Origin of the sequence: Streptomyces niveiscabiei (assembly GCF_033794345.1) — a bacterium.
Lineage (GTDB): Bacteria > Actinomycetota > Actinomycetes > Streptomycetales > Streptomycetaceae > Streptomyces > Streptomyces niveiscabiei.
Genome location: NZ_JARAYJ010000018.1, coordinates 29,677 through 45,846, shown reverse-complemented (window position 1 = coordinate 45,846; position 16,170 = coordinate 29,677). Strand labels below are relative to the sequence as shown.

The window sequence follows — 16,170 nt, the reverse complement described above, 5'->3', positions numbered from 1 at the left end:
CCCCGGTTCCGGGGAACCCGGACGGGGATGTCCGTCCCCCGGTGAGGCAGAGTTCCGATCATGGACTGGCTGAAGAGGCTCCCCGTCGTCGGGCCGCTCGCCGTGCGGCTGGCGGCCACGCACGCGTGGCGGTCGTACGAGCGGCTCGACAAGGTGAAGTGGACGCGGCTCGCCGCCGCGATGACGTTCGTCAGCTTCGTCTCGCTGTTCCCGCTGCTGACGCTGGCCGCCGCCGTCACGGCCGCCGCCCTCAGCGACGACCAGCAGAAGCGCCTCGAAGACCGCATCGCCGACCAGGTACCCGGCATCTCCGGACAGCTCGACGTCGCGTCCCTCGTCCAGAACGCCGGCACGGTCGGCCTCATCGCGGGCGCGGTCCTGCTCTTCACCGGCCTCGGCTGGGTCACCCAGATACGGGACTGCCTGCGCGCGGTCTGGGAACTCCCCGACGACGACGGCAACCCCGTCCTGATCAAGGCCAAGGACGCGGGAGTCCTCGTGGGCTTCGGCGGCGCGGTCCTGGTGACCTTCGCCGCGTCCACGGTCGCCACCTGGGCCGTCGGCGCCCTCGCGGACGCCCTGGGCCTGGACGAACACGGCTGGGGCAGTGCCCTCCTGCGCGTGGCCGCGTTCGCGGTGGCGGTCCTGGCGGACTTCCTGCTCCTCCTCTACGTCCTGACCCTCCTCCCGGGCGCCGACCCCCCGCGCCGCCGCCTCCTCCAGGCGGCGCTGATCGGCGCCCTCGGCTTCGAACTCCTCAAGCTCCTCCTGAGCGGCTACCTCCAGGGCGTCGCCACGAAGACGATGTACGGCGCCTTCGGCGTCCCCGTGGCCCTCCTGCTGTGGATCAACCTGACGGCGAAGCTGGTCCTGTACTGCGCGGCGTGGACGGCGACACCGAGCGCGGGCGCGCAGGAGCCGGAGGAGACGCAAGGGGCGCAGGGGGCGGAGAAGACGGAGGGGGCCTGAGGGGCGAACCCCTCAGGAGGAACCCGGCGTCTCCTCGGCTTCGGCGCCCGCGCGCGAGGCCCTCCGCGAAGGCCACTTGCGGTTGACCAGAAACACACCCCCCGCGAGCAGGACCAGGACCCCGCCCGCGATGGCCATCGCCGTCCCCATGCCGCCGGAGGCGTCCGCGGCCGTCTTCGCGGCGACCGGGGAACCCGACGCGTCTCCCGCGCCTCCCGCCTGGCCCGTCGCCTCGGGGGAGGGCGACCCGTTCGCTGAGCCCTGCTGGGGGGCGGCGTTCTTCGGGGGGACCAGTTCGCCGATGGGGCGGGTCTTGCCGGCCGCCTGGAAACCCCAGTCCAGGAGGGCGGCGGTCTCCTTGTAGACCTCGTTGTGGGCTTCCTTCGAGGGGTTCATCACGGTGACCAGGAGGACCCTGCCCGCCCGTTCCGCCACGCCCGTGAAGGTCGCGCCCGCGTTCGTCGTGTTGCCGTTCTTGACGCCCGCGATGCCCGGGTACTGGGGGAGGTCCCGGTCGCCGCTGAGGAGACGGTTCGTGTTCTGGATCTCGAAGGGGGTGCGGGTCACCTTGCCCGTCTTCGCGTCCTTCTTCGTCTCGCCGGGGAACTTCGCCTTGACCGTCGACGCGTACTCCCGGAAGTCCTTCTTCTGGAGGCCGGAGCGGGCGATGAGGGTGAGGTCGTAGGCGGAGGAGACCTGGCCGGGGGAGTCGTACCCGTCCGGAGAGACGACGTGCGTGTCGAGTGCCTGGAGCTCCTCCGCGTGCGCGTTCATCTCGGCCACCGTCGCGGGGATGCCGCCGTTCATCGCGGACAGGACGCGTACCGCGTCGTTCCCGGAGCGCAGGAACACCCCGAGCCACAGGTCGTGGACGGTGTAGGTCTCGTTCTCCTTTATGCCGACGGTGCTGGAACCGGCGCCCATGCCGGACAGCTCGGCCGGTGCCACCTTGTGCTGGGTCGTCCTGGGGAACCGCGGCAGCACCGTGTCCGCGAACAGCATCTTCATCGTGCTGGCCGGCGGCAGCCGCCAGTGCGCGTTGTGCGCCGCGAGCACGTCCCCCGACTCCGCGTCGGCGACGATCCAGGACCGCGCGGTGATGTCCTTGGGCAGCACGGGCGCCCCGCCCGCGAGATCGGCCTGGGTCCCCGGCAGCCCCAGGCGCGCACCCCCGACGGTGGACATGCGCGCGGGCGGCGTCACGGAGGGGGCCGGCGAGGGACTGGGCGCGGCGTGACCGAAGGGCGCGGTGAGCGAGGCGGTCGCGAGCGTGGCGGCGGTGACCGTCAGGGTTCGCCTGACGGCCCGTTTCATGGGTGCGGGCACGACGCCGAACGTACCCGCCGGTCCCGCGGAAGTCCCACCGCGCTCCCCACCCGCCTCCGGGAACCGGACACCCGACGGCGATACTGGGCGCATGAAGCTCACCCGCCCCCTGTCGTGGTTCCTGCTCGCCTTCGGGGTCTGGTCGTGGGTCATCTGGGTCACTTTCGTGAAGAATCTGATCAAAGACGGCAGCGGCCTGGCGTTCGACGACGGACATCCCACGGCGTACTTCTGGGTGCACCTGACGCTCGCGGTGGTGTCCTTCGTATTGGGGACGGCCATCGGGCTCATCGGGTTGCGTTCCCTGCGCGCGCTGCGCGCCACGTCGTAGCGGATCGAGCCGGGCAAGTGGCCTGCGGAGCAAGGGGTTTACGACCGTCATGGTGATCGTCTTCGGCGCGCTCGCGCTGGCCGTCCTGGTGACCGGCAACTGGTACCTGTGGCGCCGGCTGTTCCGCGACACGACGCGCGGCCCCGGCTGGGTGCGCCGCGCGGGCGCCGTCCTCGTCGTGGGCGGCTGGGTCCTCGCGATCACGGCTCTGGCCGCCGAGCGCGCGGGGGCGCCGTTCCGGCTGCAACAGGTCCTGGCCTGGCCGGGTTTCCTGTGGCTGGCGGTGGCGATGTACCTGCTGCTGGCGGTCCTGGCGGGGGAGGCCGTACGCCCGCTGCTGCGGCTGTTCCTGGACCGGCGGGCGGCGAGGCGGCTCGCGGATGCCGCCCCCGAGCCCCTGAAGGCCCCTCAGGAGCCCGCGCGGACCCTCTCCGAGGTCCCGGCCTCACCGGACACCCCGAAGGGCCCTGAGGCCGCACCGGCGACTTCGGCACCCGAGGGAACCGCCGACACCCCTGAACCCGCCGCGTCCGGCCCCACCCGCCGCCTCTTCGTCTCCCGCGTCGTCGCCGGTGCCGCCGCCACCGCCGCCGTCGGCACCGTCGGCCACGGCACCTACGGCGTCCTGCGGGGCCCGAAGGTGAAACGCGTCACGGTCCCTCTGGCGAAGCTCCCGCGCGCCGCGCACGGCTACCGCATCGCGGTCGTGAGCGACATCCACCTCGGCCCGGTCCTGGGCCGGGGCTTCGCGCAGAAGGTCGTCGACACGATCAACGGCACCCAGCCCGACCTGATCGCGGTGGTCGGCGACCTGGTGGACGGCAGCGTCAAGGACCTCGGCCCGGCAGCCGCCCCCCTGGCCCAACTGAAGGCCAGGCACGGCAGCTTCTTCGTCACGGGCAACCACGAGTACTTCTCCGGCGCCGAGCAGTGGATCGAGGAGGTCCGCCGCCTCGGCATCCGCCCCCTGCTGAACGAGCGCACCGAACTCCCCTGGTTCGACCTCGCCGGGGTCAACGACCTCGCGGGCGAGAGCGAGGGCCAGGGCCCGGACTTCGCGAAGGCGCTCGGCGACCGCGACACCGCGCGCACCGCCGTCCTCCTCGCCCACCAGCCCGTGCAGATCCACGACGCGGTGGACCACGGCGTGGACCTCCAGCTCTCGGGCCACACGCACGGCGGCCAGCTCTGGCCGGGCAAGTACGTCGCCGCGCTGGCCAACCCCACGGTCTCCGGCCTGGAGCGCTACGACGACACGCAGCTGTACGTGTCCAACGGCGCGGGCGCCTGGGGCATGCCCACGCGCGTGGGCGCGCAGTCCGACGTCACGGTGATCGAACTGGCGTCCCTCAGGGCCTGAACCACCCCACATCTGTGAGGGAACTGTGAAACCGGACCGAAACAACTGTTCGGGTAAGTTCTCTCTCATCTCATCCGATTAGCCTTCCCTGGGCGAAACCGTGTGTGATTAGGTGAGCCGGCCATTCAGGGGAGTGGCCTCTTTTTCGTAAGGCTGGGCCCGTTCACCGGGCCTGGGGAGGCAGGGCACCACCATGCGATCTGTTCGCATGCGGATCATCGCGGCGCTCGCCGTACTGGCCGCTGTCGGCGTGGGCGGCTGGCAGCTGCTGCCGTCGTCGGGCAGCGGCGACGGCGACGCCATCGTGGTCGGCACGACCGACTCGATCACGTCCCTCGACCCGGCGGGCTCGTACGACTCGGGCTCCTGGGCGCTGTACAGCAACATCTACCAGTCGCTGCTGACCTTCGCGCCGGGCGGCGTCCAGCCCGTCCCGGACGCGGCCAAGAGCTGCGCCTTCCAGGGCGGCGGGCTGACGACGTACGCGTGCGAGCTGCGCGACGACCTGAAGTTCCCGAGCGGGCGCAAGGTCACGCCGAAGGACGTCAAGTACTCGATCGACCGCATCAAGAAGATCAACTCCGAGGTCGGTCCCGCGCCCTTGCTGTCGACCCTCAAGTCGGTCGACGCGGACGACGACACCGTCACCTTCCACCTGTCGTCCGCCGACGCGACGTTCCCGTTCAAGCTGGCGACCGGCGTCGGCTCGATCGTCGACAGCACCAAGTACCCCGAGAACAAGCTCCGCACGGACGACGCCATCGACGGCACCGGCCCGTACACGATCACCGGGTACACCAAGGACGAGCGGATCGACCTCAAGCCCAACCCCGACTACAAGGGCGCCTTCAAGACCGGCGAACCCGTCGAGCTGAAGTACTACAAGGACTCCGCGCAGCTGGAGAGCGCCTGGAAGGCGAAGGACGTCTCCGTCGCCACCCGGCAGCTCCCGCCGAAGATGCTCGCCTCCCTCAACGCCAGCGACCCCGACCAGCGGGTCACCGAGGCGGAGAGCTCCGAGACGCGCAACCTGTACTTCAACACCCGCGCCGGCTCCCCGCTGCACGACGCGCGCGTGCGCAGGGCCGCCGCCTGGCTGATCGACCGCGAACAGCTCGCGACGACCGTGTACGACGGCACCGTCGACCCGCTGTACTCGCTGATCCCGACCGGCATCACCGGCCACGCCACGTCGTTCTTCGACGCCTACCCCAAGCCGGACGTCGACAAGGCCAAGGCCCTCCTGCGGGCCGCCGGCGTCTCCACGCCCGTCACGATCACCTACGGCTACGGCAAGCGGGGCGTCGCCGAGCAGGAGACCGCCGCGGTGAAGGCCCAGCTGGAGGCGGGCGGCCTGTTCAAGGTGGACGTCAAGGCGTACGAGTGGACCGACTTCCAGAAGCAGTGGGCCACCGGCAAGCTCGACGCGTACCCCGTCGGCTGGGTCGCCGACTACCCGGACGCCGACACCTTCGCCGCGCCCCTCGTCGGCAGCGACTCCACCATGAACACCGGCTACAGCAGCAAGGCCGTCGACAAGCTCATCCTCGACAGCCAGCAGTACGCCGACCGCAGCCGCGTCTCCGACGACTTCCGCCGCCTCCAGGACGACGTCGCCCAGGACGCGCCCGTCATCCCGCTGTGGCAGCGCAAGGAGTACGTCGTCGCCACCGAGGACGTCGGCGGCAGCCAGTACCTTGCGGACGGCAACGGCGTGTTCCGGCTGTGGAGCCTCAACTGGATCTAGCCTCAGCGGCATTCCGTACGGCACCCCGGGAACTCCGGGGTGCCGTCGTCCGTTTCAGGAGCAGGCCGGACGCTCGGGCAGCTCCACCGTCGCCGTCAGCCCCTCACCGGGCGCCGTGCGGACGCTGATCGTGCCGTCGTGGGACTCCACCGCCCGCTGGACGATCGCGAGCCCGAGGCCGCTGCCCGCCGCGCTGCCGGTGCGGAAGAAGCGGTCGAAGACGCGGGCGGCGTTCTCCGCGGACAGGCCAGGCCCCTGGTCGGCGACGGTCAGGGTGATCCGGTCGCCCGAGCGCCGCGCCGAGAGGTGCACGGGCACGTCGGCGGGCGTATGGGTGCGCACGTTGGCGACGAGGTTGCCGAGGATCTGCCGCAGCCCCGACTCGTCCGCCTGGAGCAGCAGGGTGCCCGAGGCGTCCACGGTCACCGGGCGCGCCGGCTGCTGGGCGCGCAGGTCCTGCGCCGCGTCCCGCACCAGGCGCGTCACGTCGACGGGCCGCAGCCGCAGCTCCGGGTGCTGGTCGAGGCGGGCCAGCGTGAGGAGCTCGTCCACGAGGCGGCCCATCCGGTCGACCTCGGCGTTCATCCGGTCCCAGGAGCGCCGCCGCTCCTCCTCCTCGCGCAGCATCCCCTTGTCGTACAGCTGGAGGTACCCCCGGATCGCCGCGAGCGGGGTGCGCAGCTCGTGCGAGGCGTCCGCGACGAACGACCGGAGCTGGGCGGCGCTGCGCTCGCGCGTGCGGTACGCGGTCTCCACCTGGTGCAGCATCGAGTTGAGGGCGAGGCGCAGCTGTTCGACCTCCTGCGTGGCATCGCAGCTGGACGGCACCCGGCGCGTCAGATCGCCCTCCGCTATCGCCGACGACGTCTCCACCATGTCCTCCAGGGGCCGCATCCGCCGCCGCACGTTGAACAGGGTCAGACACGCCAGCAGCGCCAGCAGCAGCGTCCCGACGGCGAGATCGGCCTTCAGCGCCTTCGCCATGCCCTTGTGGAGGCCGTCGGTGGAGGTCGCCATCAGGACGTACGTGCCGTCCCGCAGGCGCGTCGCCGTCGCCCGGTAGGGGGCGCCGTGCAGGTCGACGTCCTGCGGGGAGCTGTGCCGGACGAGCCCGGCGGGCGCGCCGACCGCCTTCGCGATCCCCTTCTGCGCCTCGGTCGGCTGGATGCCGAACAGCGGCAGCGCGCTCCCCCCGGCGTCGACGGCGGCGAACACCGAGTCCGGCGTGGCCTGTTCGCGCTCCGCCTCGGGCAGCACCTGGTCGCTGATGAACGCCAGCACGGTCAGCGAGTCGACGTCCCGCAGGGTGAGCCGCGAACTCTCCAGCGAGGAGCGCGTCTTGGTCAGCCCGGAGTCGATCTGGCCGATCAGGTAGTGCCGCATCGCCATCAGGCTGACGGCCGTCGCCGCCGTGATCCCGAGGGCGAGCAGCGCGACGTTCGCCAGCGTCAGCTTCACCCGCAGGGAACGCATCGCCCACGCGCGCGGGAGGCCCATCACGCCAGCCCGTAGCCGACGCCGCGCCGCGTGGTGATCACCGGCGGGCCCAGGGCGGCCAGTTTGCGCCGCAGATAGCTGATGTACGTCTCGACGACCGTCGATTCGGGCGGCGTGTGCTCGTACTGCCAGACGTGGCGCAGGAGTTGCTCCTTGGGGACGACCCGGCCGCCGTTGCGCACCAGGAACCGCAGCAGCGCGTACTCCGTCGGCGTCAGCTCCACCGTGCGCCCCGCGCGGTGCACGCTGTACGTCGTCTCGTCGAGCTCCAGGTCGCCGTAGCGCAGGGGCGGACGCTGCTGGAGGACGTCGGCCGCGCGCGTGCGCCGTAGCACCGCGCCGATGCGCGCGACGACGACGTCGATGTCGAACGGCTTGGTGATGTAGTCGTCGCCGAAGCCGAGCGCGCCCACGATCTCGGCGGGCGAGTCCCGCGCCGTCAGGAACACGATCGCCAGGTCGGCGCGGCGGGCGCGCAGTTCGCGGCCCAGGGCGCGGCCGTCGCCGTCCGGGAGGATCACGTCCAGGAGCGCCACGTCGGGGCGGGTGCGGCCGGCGAGGGCGAGCGCCTCGCGGACCGTGCCCGCGACCATCACCTCGAAGCCGTGGAAGCGCAGGGCGATGGCGAGGACGTCCGCGATGCTCGGCTCGTCCTCCACGACCAGCACGGTGCCAGGGGCCGTCGTCATGTCCCCAGTATCGACGGCGACTTGGCCGCCGCGCGGGGTTTCTCTTTGGAGTTCCTTGAGAGTCATGGCCAGTGGATGTCCAGCCGCGCGTGCTCCTGTCGATGCTGTCGGTCAGGACCTGGGGGACCGACCGAACCGACCGACATCGAAGAGGAGTTGAAGCGTGGCGGCATTGGCACGCTGGTGCTACCGGCACCGGCTGGTGGTCCTGTTGCTGTGGGTGGGGGCACTGTTCGGCATGGGGTTCACGGCGTCGGCCGCCGGAACCGATTACGCGAACGTCTTCTCGCTACCGGACACGGACTCCAAGAAGGCGTACGACCTGATGGAGAAGGCGTTCCCCGCGCGCGCGGGCGACACCGACACCGTCGTGTGGAAGACCGACAGCGGCAGCGTCCGCGACGACGCCGTACGGCAGCGGATCGAGCCCGCGCTGAAGGAGATCGCGGCGATGGACGGCGTCGGTGACGTCGCCGGGCCGTACGCGGGCGCGGGCGGGGCGGCGCAGATCAGCCGCGACGGGAGGATCGCCTACGCGCAGGTGACGTTCACCAAGCAGGCCAACGAGGTGCCCAAGGAGCTCATCGAGAAGGTCGTGGACGCCGCTCAGAAGGCCGAACAGGGCGGCCTGAAGGTCGAGCTGGGGGGCCAGGCCATCCAGCGTGTCCAGGAGCCGCCCACGGGCCTCGCCGAGATGGTCGGGCTCGCCGCCGCGGCCATCGTCCTGTTCCTCGCGTTCGGCTCGTTCTTCGCGATGCTCCTGCCGATCGCCATCGCGGTCTTCGGCGTCGGCATGGGCCTGTTCGGCACGCAGCTCCTCAGCCACACCACGAACATCCCCGACCTGGCGCCCCTGCTGGCCTCCCTGATCGGCCTCGGCGTCGGCATCGACTACGCCCTGTTCATCGTCACCCGCCACCGCAAGGGCGTCCTGCGCGGCCTCGACCCCGAGGAGTCGGCGGTCACCGCCCTCAACACCTCGGGGCGCGCCGTCCTGTTCGCGGGCGGCACCGTCTGCATCGCGCTGGCCGGGATGCTCGTCACCAACCTGCGCTTCCTCGACGGCGTCGTCATCGGCACGTCCCTGACGGTCGTCCTCAGCGTCCTCGCGGCGACGACCCTGCTGCCCGCGCTCCTCGGGTTCCTCGGGACGCGTGTGCTCAGCCGCAAGCAGCGGCGCCGGCTCGCGGCCTCCGGACCCGAGCCGGAGGTGACGAGCGGGCCCGCCGCGCGCTGGTCCACGCAGGTCCAGCGGCGGCCCCGGTCCATCGCGGCCCTCGCCCTCGCCGTCATGGTCGTCCTCGCGCTGCCGGTGCTGTCGCTGCGGCTCGGCGCCACCGACCAGGGCAACGACGACACGACCACGACGACCCGCCAGGCCTACGACCTCCTCGCCGAGGGCTTCGGGCCCGGGTTCAACGGGCCGCTCCAGGTCGTCGCCGAGGGCGGGGACACGGCCGCGCTCGTGCGGGGCATCTCGTCCACGGAGGGTGTCGCGCGGGTCGCCGCGCTGCCGCCGGCCGGCGGCGTCACCGTCGTCCAGGTCGTGCCGACGACCTCCCCGCAGTCCCGGGAGACCGACGAGCTGATCGACACCCTGCGCGACCGCGTCATCCCGCAGGCGGGCGCGCAGGCGCACGTGGGCGGTGTCACGGCCGTCTCCAAGGACTTCGCGACCGTCACCGGCGACCGGCTGCCGCTGTTCGTCGCCACGATCATCGGGCTCGGGTTCCTGCTGCTCCTGGTGGCGTTCCGGTCGCTGGTCGTGCCGCTCACGGCGGCCGTCATGAACCTCATCGCCGCCGCGGCCTCGTTCGGCGTCCTGGTGGCGATCTTCCAGTGGGGCTGGGGCCTCGAACTGCTGGGCCTCGGCAAGGAAGGGCCCATCAACGCCTTCCTCCCCGTCATCATGCTGTCCCTGCTCTTCGGCCTCTCCATGGACTACCAGGTCTTCCTCGTCAGCCGTATGCACGAGGAGTGGGTCAACACCCGCGACAACGCGCGCGCGGTACGCGTCGGCCTCGCCGAGACCTCCCGCGTCATCAACTCCGCCGCGCTCATCATGGTGTGCGTGTTCCTCGCGTTCGTCCTCAGCGGGGACGCCGGGGCCGCGATGGCGGGCGTCGGCCTCGCGGTCGCCGTCGCCCTCGACGCGTTCGTCCTGCGCACGGCACTGGTCCCCGCGGCGATGCACCTGCTGGGTACGTCGAACTGGTGGCTCCCGGCGTGGCTGGAGAAGCGCCTGCCGCACCTCGCGGTCGAGCCCCAGGAGTCCTCGCCGGCGGTCGCCCCGGACGGCCCCGCCTCCGTCGTCCACGGCTTCGTCCGCGACCCGGAGGGCGCCCCCGTCGCCGGCGCCGCGGTCACCCTCCTCTCCTCAGGAGGAGGCCGCCAGCTCGACCACGTCACCACCCTGGCCGACGGCTCCTACGTCCTCGCCGTCCCGGCACCGGGCACCTACCTCCTGGCGGTCACCGCGCCCGCGTACGGCTCGACCGCGCGGCACGTGAACGTGGGGGAGGGGCCGGTGGTGCAGGACGTGGAGCTGCGGGAGGGGGAGGTGGACGCGGTCAGTTAGCCCTTGGGCTGCCCGGCTTCGATGATCTGGCCGACGTCGAGGGTGACTTCGGCGCCGATCGAGTCGGGCAGCGTGACCGTCTCGCCGGGGGCGTGTACGCGGTGGACGCCGTACCCGCCCTCGGACGGCTCGGTCAGGACGTGGAGCCGCTGGTGCTTGCGGTCGACGACGACGTACACGGGCACCCTGGCCTCGGCGTAGGCGCCGACCTTGGCCTTGAGGTCGTTCTTCCAGTTTCCGGAGGTGACCTCCAGGACGAGGCGGAAGCAGACCGGGTCGTACGCGTTCCTCTCGATGAGGTGGTCGTCGATGCCGGCGTCCACGACCGCCAGATCCGGGATGACGTAGTCCTCGGCGGCGGGTAGCCAGAGACTGATGCCCTGGTGAACTTCCGAGTCGCCGTCGTCCAGTCCGGCTGCGATGAACGGACGCATCAACTTGGTCAGCGCGCGCGAATGAGCAGCATCCGGTGAAGGTGTCACGAGGAGATGGCCTCCGAGGATCTCGACGCGGTAGCCCGGATGGCGTTCCATGATCTCGTCGGCGATGGTGACGAGGGAGAACGGCTTTTCGGGGACGGTCGAGAAGAACTCGTCGTCGAAAGGCTGCTCGACGGATGCTGCGGACATCACGTGCCTCCCATGGGCTGGTGTCGAGGGCATCATCGTAGACAGACGGCGTCCCCGATGTCCGAATGAGTTACTTGATCAAAAGTGATCATTTGTCGCTCCCCTTCGGTCCCGGGTCCGGCAGCATTCTCGTCATCCCCGGCAGGAAGTCCGTGAACAGTTCGTGCACCTCGCGCACCAGCGGGCGCAGGACCCGGAAGCGGGACAACGCCACTCCGCGTGCGGTCAGGCGGGCTCCCCGTTCCGCCAGGCGGTAGCTGCGTTCTCTGTTCGGGGTGCGGTCGAAGATCCAGTAGAGGACCAGGCCCATCTGGGAGAGCCACATCAGCTCGGGGAGGACGTCCTTCAGGTCGTCCGCGACCTTCGTCTTCGTGGCGCCCCGCAGGATTTCCCGGTGGACCGAGATCGCCTCCTCGCGCGCGTGCTCCGATTCGGGGGAGAAGGGGCTGAGGGGGCTGTCGGGATCCGCCGCGTTCTTGAAGAACTGGACCGCGAACTCGTGGTACGGCGTCGCGAGGTCGAGCCACAGGCGCAGGACCCCGGCGAGGCGGGCCTCGAAGTCGGTCTCGCGGGCGAGGAGGGGGCGGACGGCGGCGCGGTGCTCGGCGGCGAGCCGGTCGTAGAACCCCTGGATGAGGTGTTCCTTGCCGGCGAAGTAGTAGTACGCGTTGCCGACGGAGACCCCCGCCTCCTGGGCGATGGCCCGCATGGTCGTCTTGTCGTACCCGCGCTCCTGGAAGAGCCGCATGGCGGTCTCCAGGATGAGCGCACGGGTCTGTTCGGACTTGCTGGGGGCTGCGGCGGGGCCGTCGTTGTTCGCGGACACGGTCGCGAGCCTAGTCAGTGGGGCAGGAGTCGCTGTCACAGACATACATCCAGCCCAGGGAGGGGCGGTACACCCACCCGCCGGCACCGTCGTACGCCCCGCCGCCCCACTCCTCGCCCCGCTCGTACGCCGGGTCCCCCCACCCCCGCTCCCGCAGCCGCGCGGCGACCAGCACCGCCTTGCGGGCCAGCCGCCGCCCCGACGGCGTGCTGAGCCGGTGCGCGAGGGGCCGGTGCTCGCGCAGCGCCCACAGGACGACGACCCAGGCGTCGGCGCCCCGGTAGAGCTGGCCGCTGTCGCCGACGACGGTGATCTCGGTGAGCGTGAGCCCGTGGTCGAGGCCGGGGAAGAGGGCGCGGGCGGCGTCGGAGGCGGCCGGCACGAGGTCCAGCGGGACGAGCTGGGGCTGGCGGGCCAGCCAGCCGCTGAGCGCGCGGCACAGGCCGCACTCCGCGTCGTACAGGACGGTCAGCCGGCGGACCGGGACGCGCGCGGCGTCCCGGTCGGCGGTGGCCGTGCGGCCGGTGTCCGGTTCGGTGCTCACGCCTGGGCCGGCTTCGTCGGCGCGACCCACGCGCGCGGGGCGACCGGCGGCACGTCCTCGCGCTCCAGCATGCCCCGGCGCCGGATGCGGCTCAGGACGTACACGTTGCCCAGGTGCATCGCGCCGAGGACCAGCAGGACCACGCCGAGCTTCGTCGACAGGGCCTCGAAGATCTCCCGTGTGTTCGACAGGGCTTCGTCGCCGCTCAGGTAGAGGGCGACGAAGCCCAGGTTCACGAGGTAGAAGCCGACCACCAGGAGGTGGTTCACCGCGTCGGCGAGCTTCTCGTCGCCGCGCAGCACGTCCGCGAGGAAGACCCGGCCGTTGCGGCTGAGGGTCCGGGCGACCCAGACGGTCAGCGCGATGCTGACGGCCAGGTAGACGACGTATGCGATGACTGTGCGGTCCATGTCCCCACCACTTTCTTGAACGCGTTCAAAACGCTGTCGTGGATGACTGTAGACCTGTTTTTGAACACGTTCAACATGGCTCGGCGGCTGGGGGTTCCGCCGGGTTCAGCGCCTCGCCAGCTCCGGGCGCTTCGTGTAGTCCGTGAAGCCGACGACGTTGCCCCAGGGGTCGGCGATCTCCACCGTCCAGCCCGTCGCCACGGACGCCGGTTCGTCGATCGCGGCGACACCCGCCGCCGCGAGCCTGCGCGCCGCCGCGCGCGCGTCCGGGACCTCCACCCACACGCGCGCGCAGCCCCACGGCGGCGGGCGGTGGCCCAGCGCCTCCTCCTCCCGCAGCAGGATGCCCGGCGTCTCCCGGCCCACCTTCAGCGAGGCGAGCCCGCCCTCGTCGAACCTGAACCCCACCGTGAACCCGGCGCGCTCGTAGAAACCCACCGCCTCGGCCAGATCCCCGACCGGCAGCAGCACGTTGTCGAACCCGAGCAGCTCGTACGACTCGTCATCAGACATAACGTCACAATAGGTGTGATACGGGCTGGATCGGATGATTGTCAGTGGTGGCTCGTAGAGTCGAACGCATGCGCACACCTCGCTCGTACTCGGACCGCATCGCCCACCGCGCCGCCGCCGGCGCGGTGGAAGGAGTGGTGGAGGAGGTGTTGCGGGCGGCCGTCGTGAGCCGGGGGGTGTGGCACGCGGCGTGGGCAGAGATCCCGGACCGGCTCGCCGCGCTGCCCGCCGACCGGCGGCGGGACCTGCTGCGGGCGCTGGCGGAGCGGTATCCGGAACTGGACGGGCCGAACCGGCTCGGGCCGGGGGTGATCGGGGCCCGTACGGAGATCCGGTGCGGGGTGCTCGTCCTGAGCCTGCGGGTGGCCGGCGCCGACCTCCCCGACCCCCTCGCCCCCGCGCGCGCACCCGCCCTCGCCGACCTCGCCCGGCGCCGCGCCTACCGCCCCTGGGCGCGCTACGACCTCCTCGCCGAGGCGGAACTCTCCGCGGGGCGCGCCCTCGCACCGGCCGTCGTCGCGGTCCTGCGGCGCACCGCGCTGGACGCTCCGGGCGAGGAGCAGCCGGGGCGCCTGGTCGCCGGGCTGACGGACCCCGTCCTCGACGTCGGGGAGCAGTGGGCGGAGTCCGCGATGGCCGACGCCGGGCTGCGGCCGGTCCTCGTCCACGCGCTCAGGGCGAAGGGGTCCCGGCCGACCGCGAAGTGGGACACGGAGGCGCGCTCGCTGATCGAGACGCTCGGCGCGGACCGCATCCGGGCGGCCGTCCACACCTGGTTCACGCAGGTGGGCCGTCCGCGCACGCTCCCCCTGGAGTACGCCCCCTTCGAACCGGACGCCGACAGCACCTACGACCCCCACAACGCCGTCGCCCTGCGCGGGCTCGCGTGGCTGCTGTCCCTGCTGCCGCCGGACACCGCGACGGTCCGTGCGCTCGTCGCCCTGGTGGAGACGTCCCTGGACCAGGTGCCGGGCGTCGGGCCCCGGGGGGCGAAGGTCGCCAACGCGGGGGTGCTGGCGCTGGGGCGGACGGGGGCGGTCGAGGAACTCCGCCGGCTGGAGGGGTCGGTGACGCACAGGGGGACGGCAAAGGTGCTGCGGGGGGTGCTGGCGGGGTGAGGGAGTGCGCGCGGCGGTGCCAGGCCGCTGCCCCCACCCGTGTGCTCCGGCACAGGGGAGTCGGGCAAGATGGCGGCATCCGATCGTCAGACCTTGGGGGAGCACCACCGTGACGGAACAGCCGAAGCAGCCCTACGAGCCGCCGGGGTACGGGTACCCGGGCAACAACCCCTACAGCCAGCCGCAGCAGCCGGGGTACGGGTACCAGCAGCCGCCGCAGGGCCAGGGCTACCCGCCGCCGCCCCCGCAGGGCCAGCCGGGTCCGGGCTACCCGCCGCCGCAGGGCCAGCCGGGACCGGGCTACCCGCCTCCCCCGCAGGGCTACGGCTACCCCGCCGGCCAGATGCCGCCCGGCGTCGGTTACCAGCCGCCGCCCGGGACGTACACCGGCGACCCGTACGCCCCCTACGGCTACGACGCCTACGGCCGCCCCTACTCCGACAAGTCGAAGATCGTCGCGGGGATCCTCCAGCTCTTCCTCGGCACCCTCGGCGTCGGCCGGTTCTACATCGGACACGTCGGCCTCGGCCTCGCCCAGCTCTTCACCTGCGGCGGCTTCGGCATCTGGGCCCTGATCGACGGCATCATCCTGCTGACCAGCGACAGCACGACGGACAGCCAGGGCCGCGTCCTCCGTGGCTGAAACGCCACCCGCGCCGACCGGGGACGCACCCGCGTACCCCGTCACGTTCGCCTCCTTCCTCCGGCGCCCGGCGACAGCCCCCCTCGCGGTGCTCGTCGCCGGGGGCGCGGGGGCGGCGTACCTGTACGGCACCGACCCGCACCAACCGGGCCACCTTCTCCCCCAGTGCCCCTTCCGGCTCGTCACCGGCCTGCTCTGCCCCGCGTGCGGCGGCACCCGCATGGTGTACGACCTGATGCACGGCCGTCTGGACGCGGCGTGGCTCGACAACCGGGCGCTGCTGCTCGCCTCCCCGTTCGCGCTCGCGCTGCTGGGGCGGTGGATGTGGGAGGGGATCGGGCGGGGGCGCCGCTGGCGGCCTCAAGTCGGCGTGCGTACACAGGCGTTGATCCTCGGGATCGCCGTCGCCTGGACCGTCGTCCGCAACCTTCACTGACGCGACCGACGCCACGCCCGGTGCCGCGCACGGGTTGAGCCGGACCCCGGAAGTGGCCGGAACCAGCCGGAAGTTGGCGCGAGTTTTGTCACGTTCGGGGAACGATAGTTCGACAGGGCTGCCTTTGGGCGCCCGCCCCTGCCTACGCTCGGCGCTCACCCGGGGGGACGGCCGAGGCATGGGCTGACGTGCGCGCTCCCCGGCTTCTCGCATTCCGAGCAGTCCCCGTCAGGAGAGCAGTTCCTATGACCGTCCCCGCCCCCAAGACCGAGGCCCCGTACGGCTACGACCCGCAGGGCCGCCCGTACTCCGACAAGTCGAAGATCGTCGCCGGCATCCTTCAGATCTTCCTTGGCGGCTTCGGCGTCGGCCGGTTCTACGTCGGCAACGTCGGCGTCGGCATCGCCCAGCTCCTGACCTGCGGCGGCCTCGGCCTCTGGGCCCTGATCGACGGGATCATCTTCCTCGTCAGCAACGACCGCACGGACAAGCAGGGCCGCGTCCTGCGAGGCTGACCCCCCGCGGGGTCCCGGGTCCGCCCCTGATCTTCTCCC

Annotated in this window: 17 protein-coding genes; 9 read left to right on the top strand and 8 right to left on the bottom strand. The window is 71.8% G+C overall.

Annotated features, from left to right (window positions below; genetic code table 11):
* Positions 1–60 precede the first annotated feature (60 nt).
* A complete protein-coding gene (locus PV682_RS24130) occupies positions 61–969 on the top strand; it encodes a YihY/virulence factor BrkB family protein (protein WP_319733203.1) in 909 nt (302 codons plus the stop codon).
* Positions 970–981: 12 nt separating this feature from the next.
* Here the strand turns inward: PV682_RS24130 and PV682_RS24125 are convergent, their stop codons facing one another.
* Positions 982–2,295, bottom strand: a complete 1,314-nt coding sequence (locus PV682_RS24125; RefSeq protein ID WP_319733201.1) for a D-alanyl-D-alanine carboxypeptidase family protein — start codon at positions 2,293–2,295, stop codon at positions 982–984.
* Positions 2,296–2,386: 91 nt separating this feature from the next.
* Between PV682_RS24125 and PV682_RS24120 the strand changes: the two genes are divergently transcribed.
* From PV682_RS24120 to PV682_RS24110, 3 genes are all read left to right on the top strand, one after another.
* Positions 2,387–2,626, top strand: coding sequence for an SCO4848 family membrane protein (locus tag PV682_RS24120; protein WP_010351845.1), 240 nt, complete (start codon positions 2,387–2,389; stop codon positions 2,624–2,626).
* A 49-nt stretch (positions 2,627–2,675) separates the two neighbouring features.
* A complete protein-coding gene (locus tag PV682_RS24115; RefSeq protein ID WP_319733197.1) occupies positions 2,676–3,986 on the top strand; it encodes a metallophosphoesterase in 1,311 nt (436 codons plus the stop codon).
* Positions 3,987–4,179: 193 nt separating this feature from the next.
* Complete coding sequence (locus PV682_RS24110) at positions 4,180–5,733, top strand: ABC transporter substrate-binding protein (protein ID WP_319733195.1); 1,554 nt, start codon at positions 4,180–4,182, stop codon at positions 5,731–5,733.
* A gap of 54 nt (positions 5,734–5,787) precedes the next feature.
* Here the strand turns inward: PV682_RS24110 and PV682_RS24105 are convergent, their stop codons facing one another.
* A complete protein-coding gene (locus PV682_RS24105; protein WP_319733193.1) occupies positions 5,788–7,230 on the bottom strand; it encodes a HAMP domain-containing sensor histidine kinase in 1,443 nt (480 codons plus the stop codon).
* On the bottom strand, positions 7,230–7,919 hold the full coding sequence (locus PV682_RS24100) for a response regulator transcription factor (RefSeq protein WP_319733191.1): 690 nt from the start codon (positions 7,917–7,919) through the stop codon (positions 7,230–7,232). The genes PV682_RS24105 and PV682_RS24100 overlap by 1 nt, the downstream gene beginning before the upstream one ends.
* A gap of 172 nt (positions 7,920–8,091) precedes the next feature.
* On the opposite strand from PV682_RS24100, the gene PV682_RS24095 reads away from it, so the two are divergent.
* Complete coding sequence (locus PV682_RS24095) at positions 8,092–10,497, top strand: MMPL family transporter (protein ID WP_319733396.1); 2,406 nt, start codon at positions 8,092–8,094, stop codon at positions 10,495–10,497.
* Here the strand turns inward: PV682_RS24095 and PV682_RS24090 are convergent.
* The 5 genes from PV682_RS24090 to PV682_RS24070 all read right to left on the bottom strand — a co-directional run bounded on the left by PV682_RS24090 (position 10,494) and on the right by PV682_RS24070 (position 13,419).
* Positions 10,494–11,126: a Uma2 family endonuclease gene (locus tag PV682_RS24090; RefSeq protein ID WP_319733189.1), complete on the bottom strand. Its 633-nt coding sequence runs from the start codon at positions 11,124–11,126 to the stop codon at positions 10,494–10,496. The genes PV682_RS24095 and PV682_RS24090 overlap by 4 nt on opposite strands.
* 88 nt (positions 11,127–11,214) lie before the next feature.
* Positions 11,215–11,952, bottom strand: a complete 738-nt coding sequence (locus tag PV682_RS24085; protein WP_319733187.1) for a TetR/AcrR family transcriptional regulator — start codon at positions 11,950–11,952, stop codon at positions 11,215–11,217.
* 10 nt (positions 11,953–11,962) lie between these two features.
* Entirely contained in the window at positions 11,963–12,496 is a 534-nt protein-coding gene (locus PV682_RS24080) for a thiol-disulfide oxidoreductase DCC family protein (RefSeq protein WP_319733185.1), read from the bottom strand.
* Positions 12,493–12,906 carry a hypothetical protein gene (locus PV682_RS24075; protein WP_319733183.1) on the bottom strand — a complete coding sequence of 138 codons (414 nt, stop codon included), beginning with the start codon at positions 12,904–12,906 and terminating at the stop codon, positions 12,493–12,495. The genes PV682_RS24080 and PV682_RS24075 overlap by 4 nt, the downstream gene beginning before the upstream one ends.
* A gap of 105 nt (positions 12,907–13,011) precedes the next feature.
* Positions 13,012–13,419, bottom strand: a complete 408-nt coding sequence (locus tag PV682_RS24070) for a VOC family protein (protein WP_319733181.1) — start codon at positions 13,417–13,419, stop codon at positions 13,012–13,014.
* Between the two features lie 68 nt (positions 13,420–13,487).
* Here PV682_RS24070 and PV682_RS24065 point away from each other — a divergent pair, with 68 nt between their 5' ends.
* The 4 genes from PV682_RS24065 to PV682_RS24050 all read left to right on the top strand — a co-directional run bounded on the left by PV682_RS24065 (position 13,488) and on the right by PV682_RS24050 (position 16,131).
* Positions 13,488–14,537, top strand: a complete 1,050-nt coding sequence (locus PV682_RS24065; RefSeq protein WP_319733179.1) for a hypothetical protein — start codon at positions 13,488–13,490, stop codon at positions 14,535–14,537.
* 109 nt (positions 14,538–14,646) lie between these two features.
* Complete coding sequence (locus tag PV682_RS24060) at positions 14,647–15,180, top strand: TM2 domain-containing protein (RefSeq protein WP_319733177.1); 534 nt, start codon at positions 14,647–14,649, stop codon at positions 15,178–15,180.
* An 88-nt stretch (positions 15,181–15,268) separates the two neighbouring features.
* Positions 15,269–15,616, top strand: coding sequence for a DUF2752 domain-containing protein (locus tag PV682_RS24055; RefSeq protein WP_319733394.1), 348 nt, complete (start codon positions 15,269–15,271; stop codon positions 15,614–15,616).
* 245 nt (positions 15,617–15,861) lie between these two features.
* A complete protein-coding gene (locus tag PV682_RS24050) occupies positions 15,862–16,131 on the top strand; it encodes a TM2 domain-containing protein (RefSeq protein ID WP_319733175.1) in 270 nt (89 codons plus the stop codon).
* Positions 16,132–16,170 lie beyond the last annotated feature (39 nt).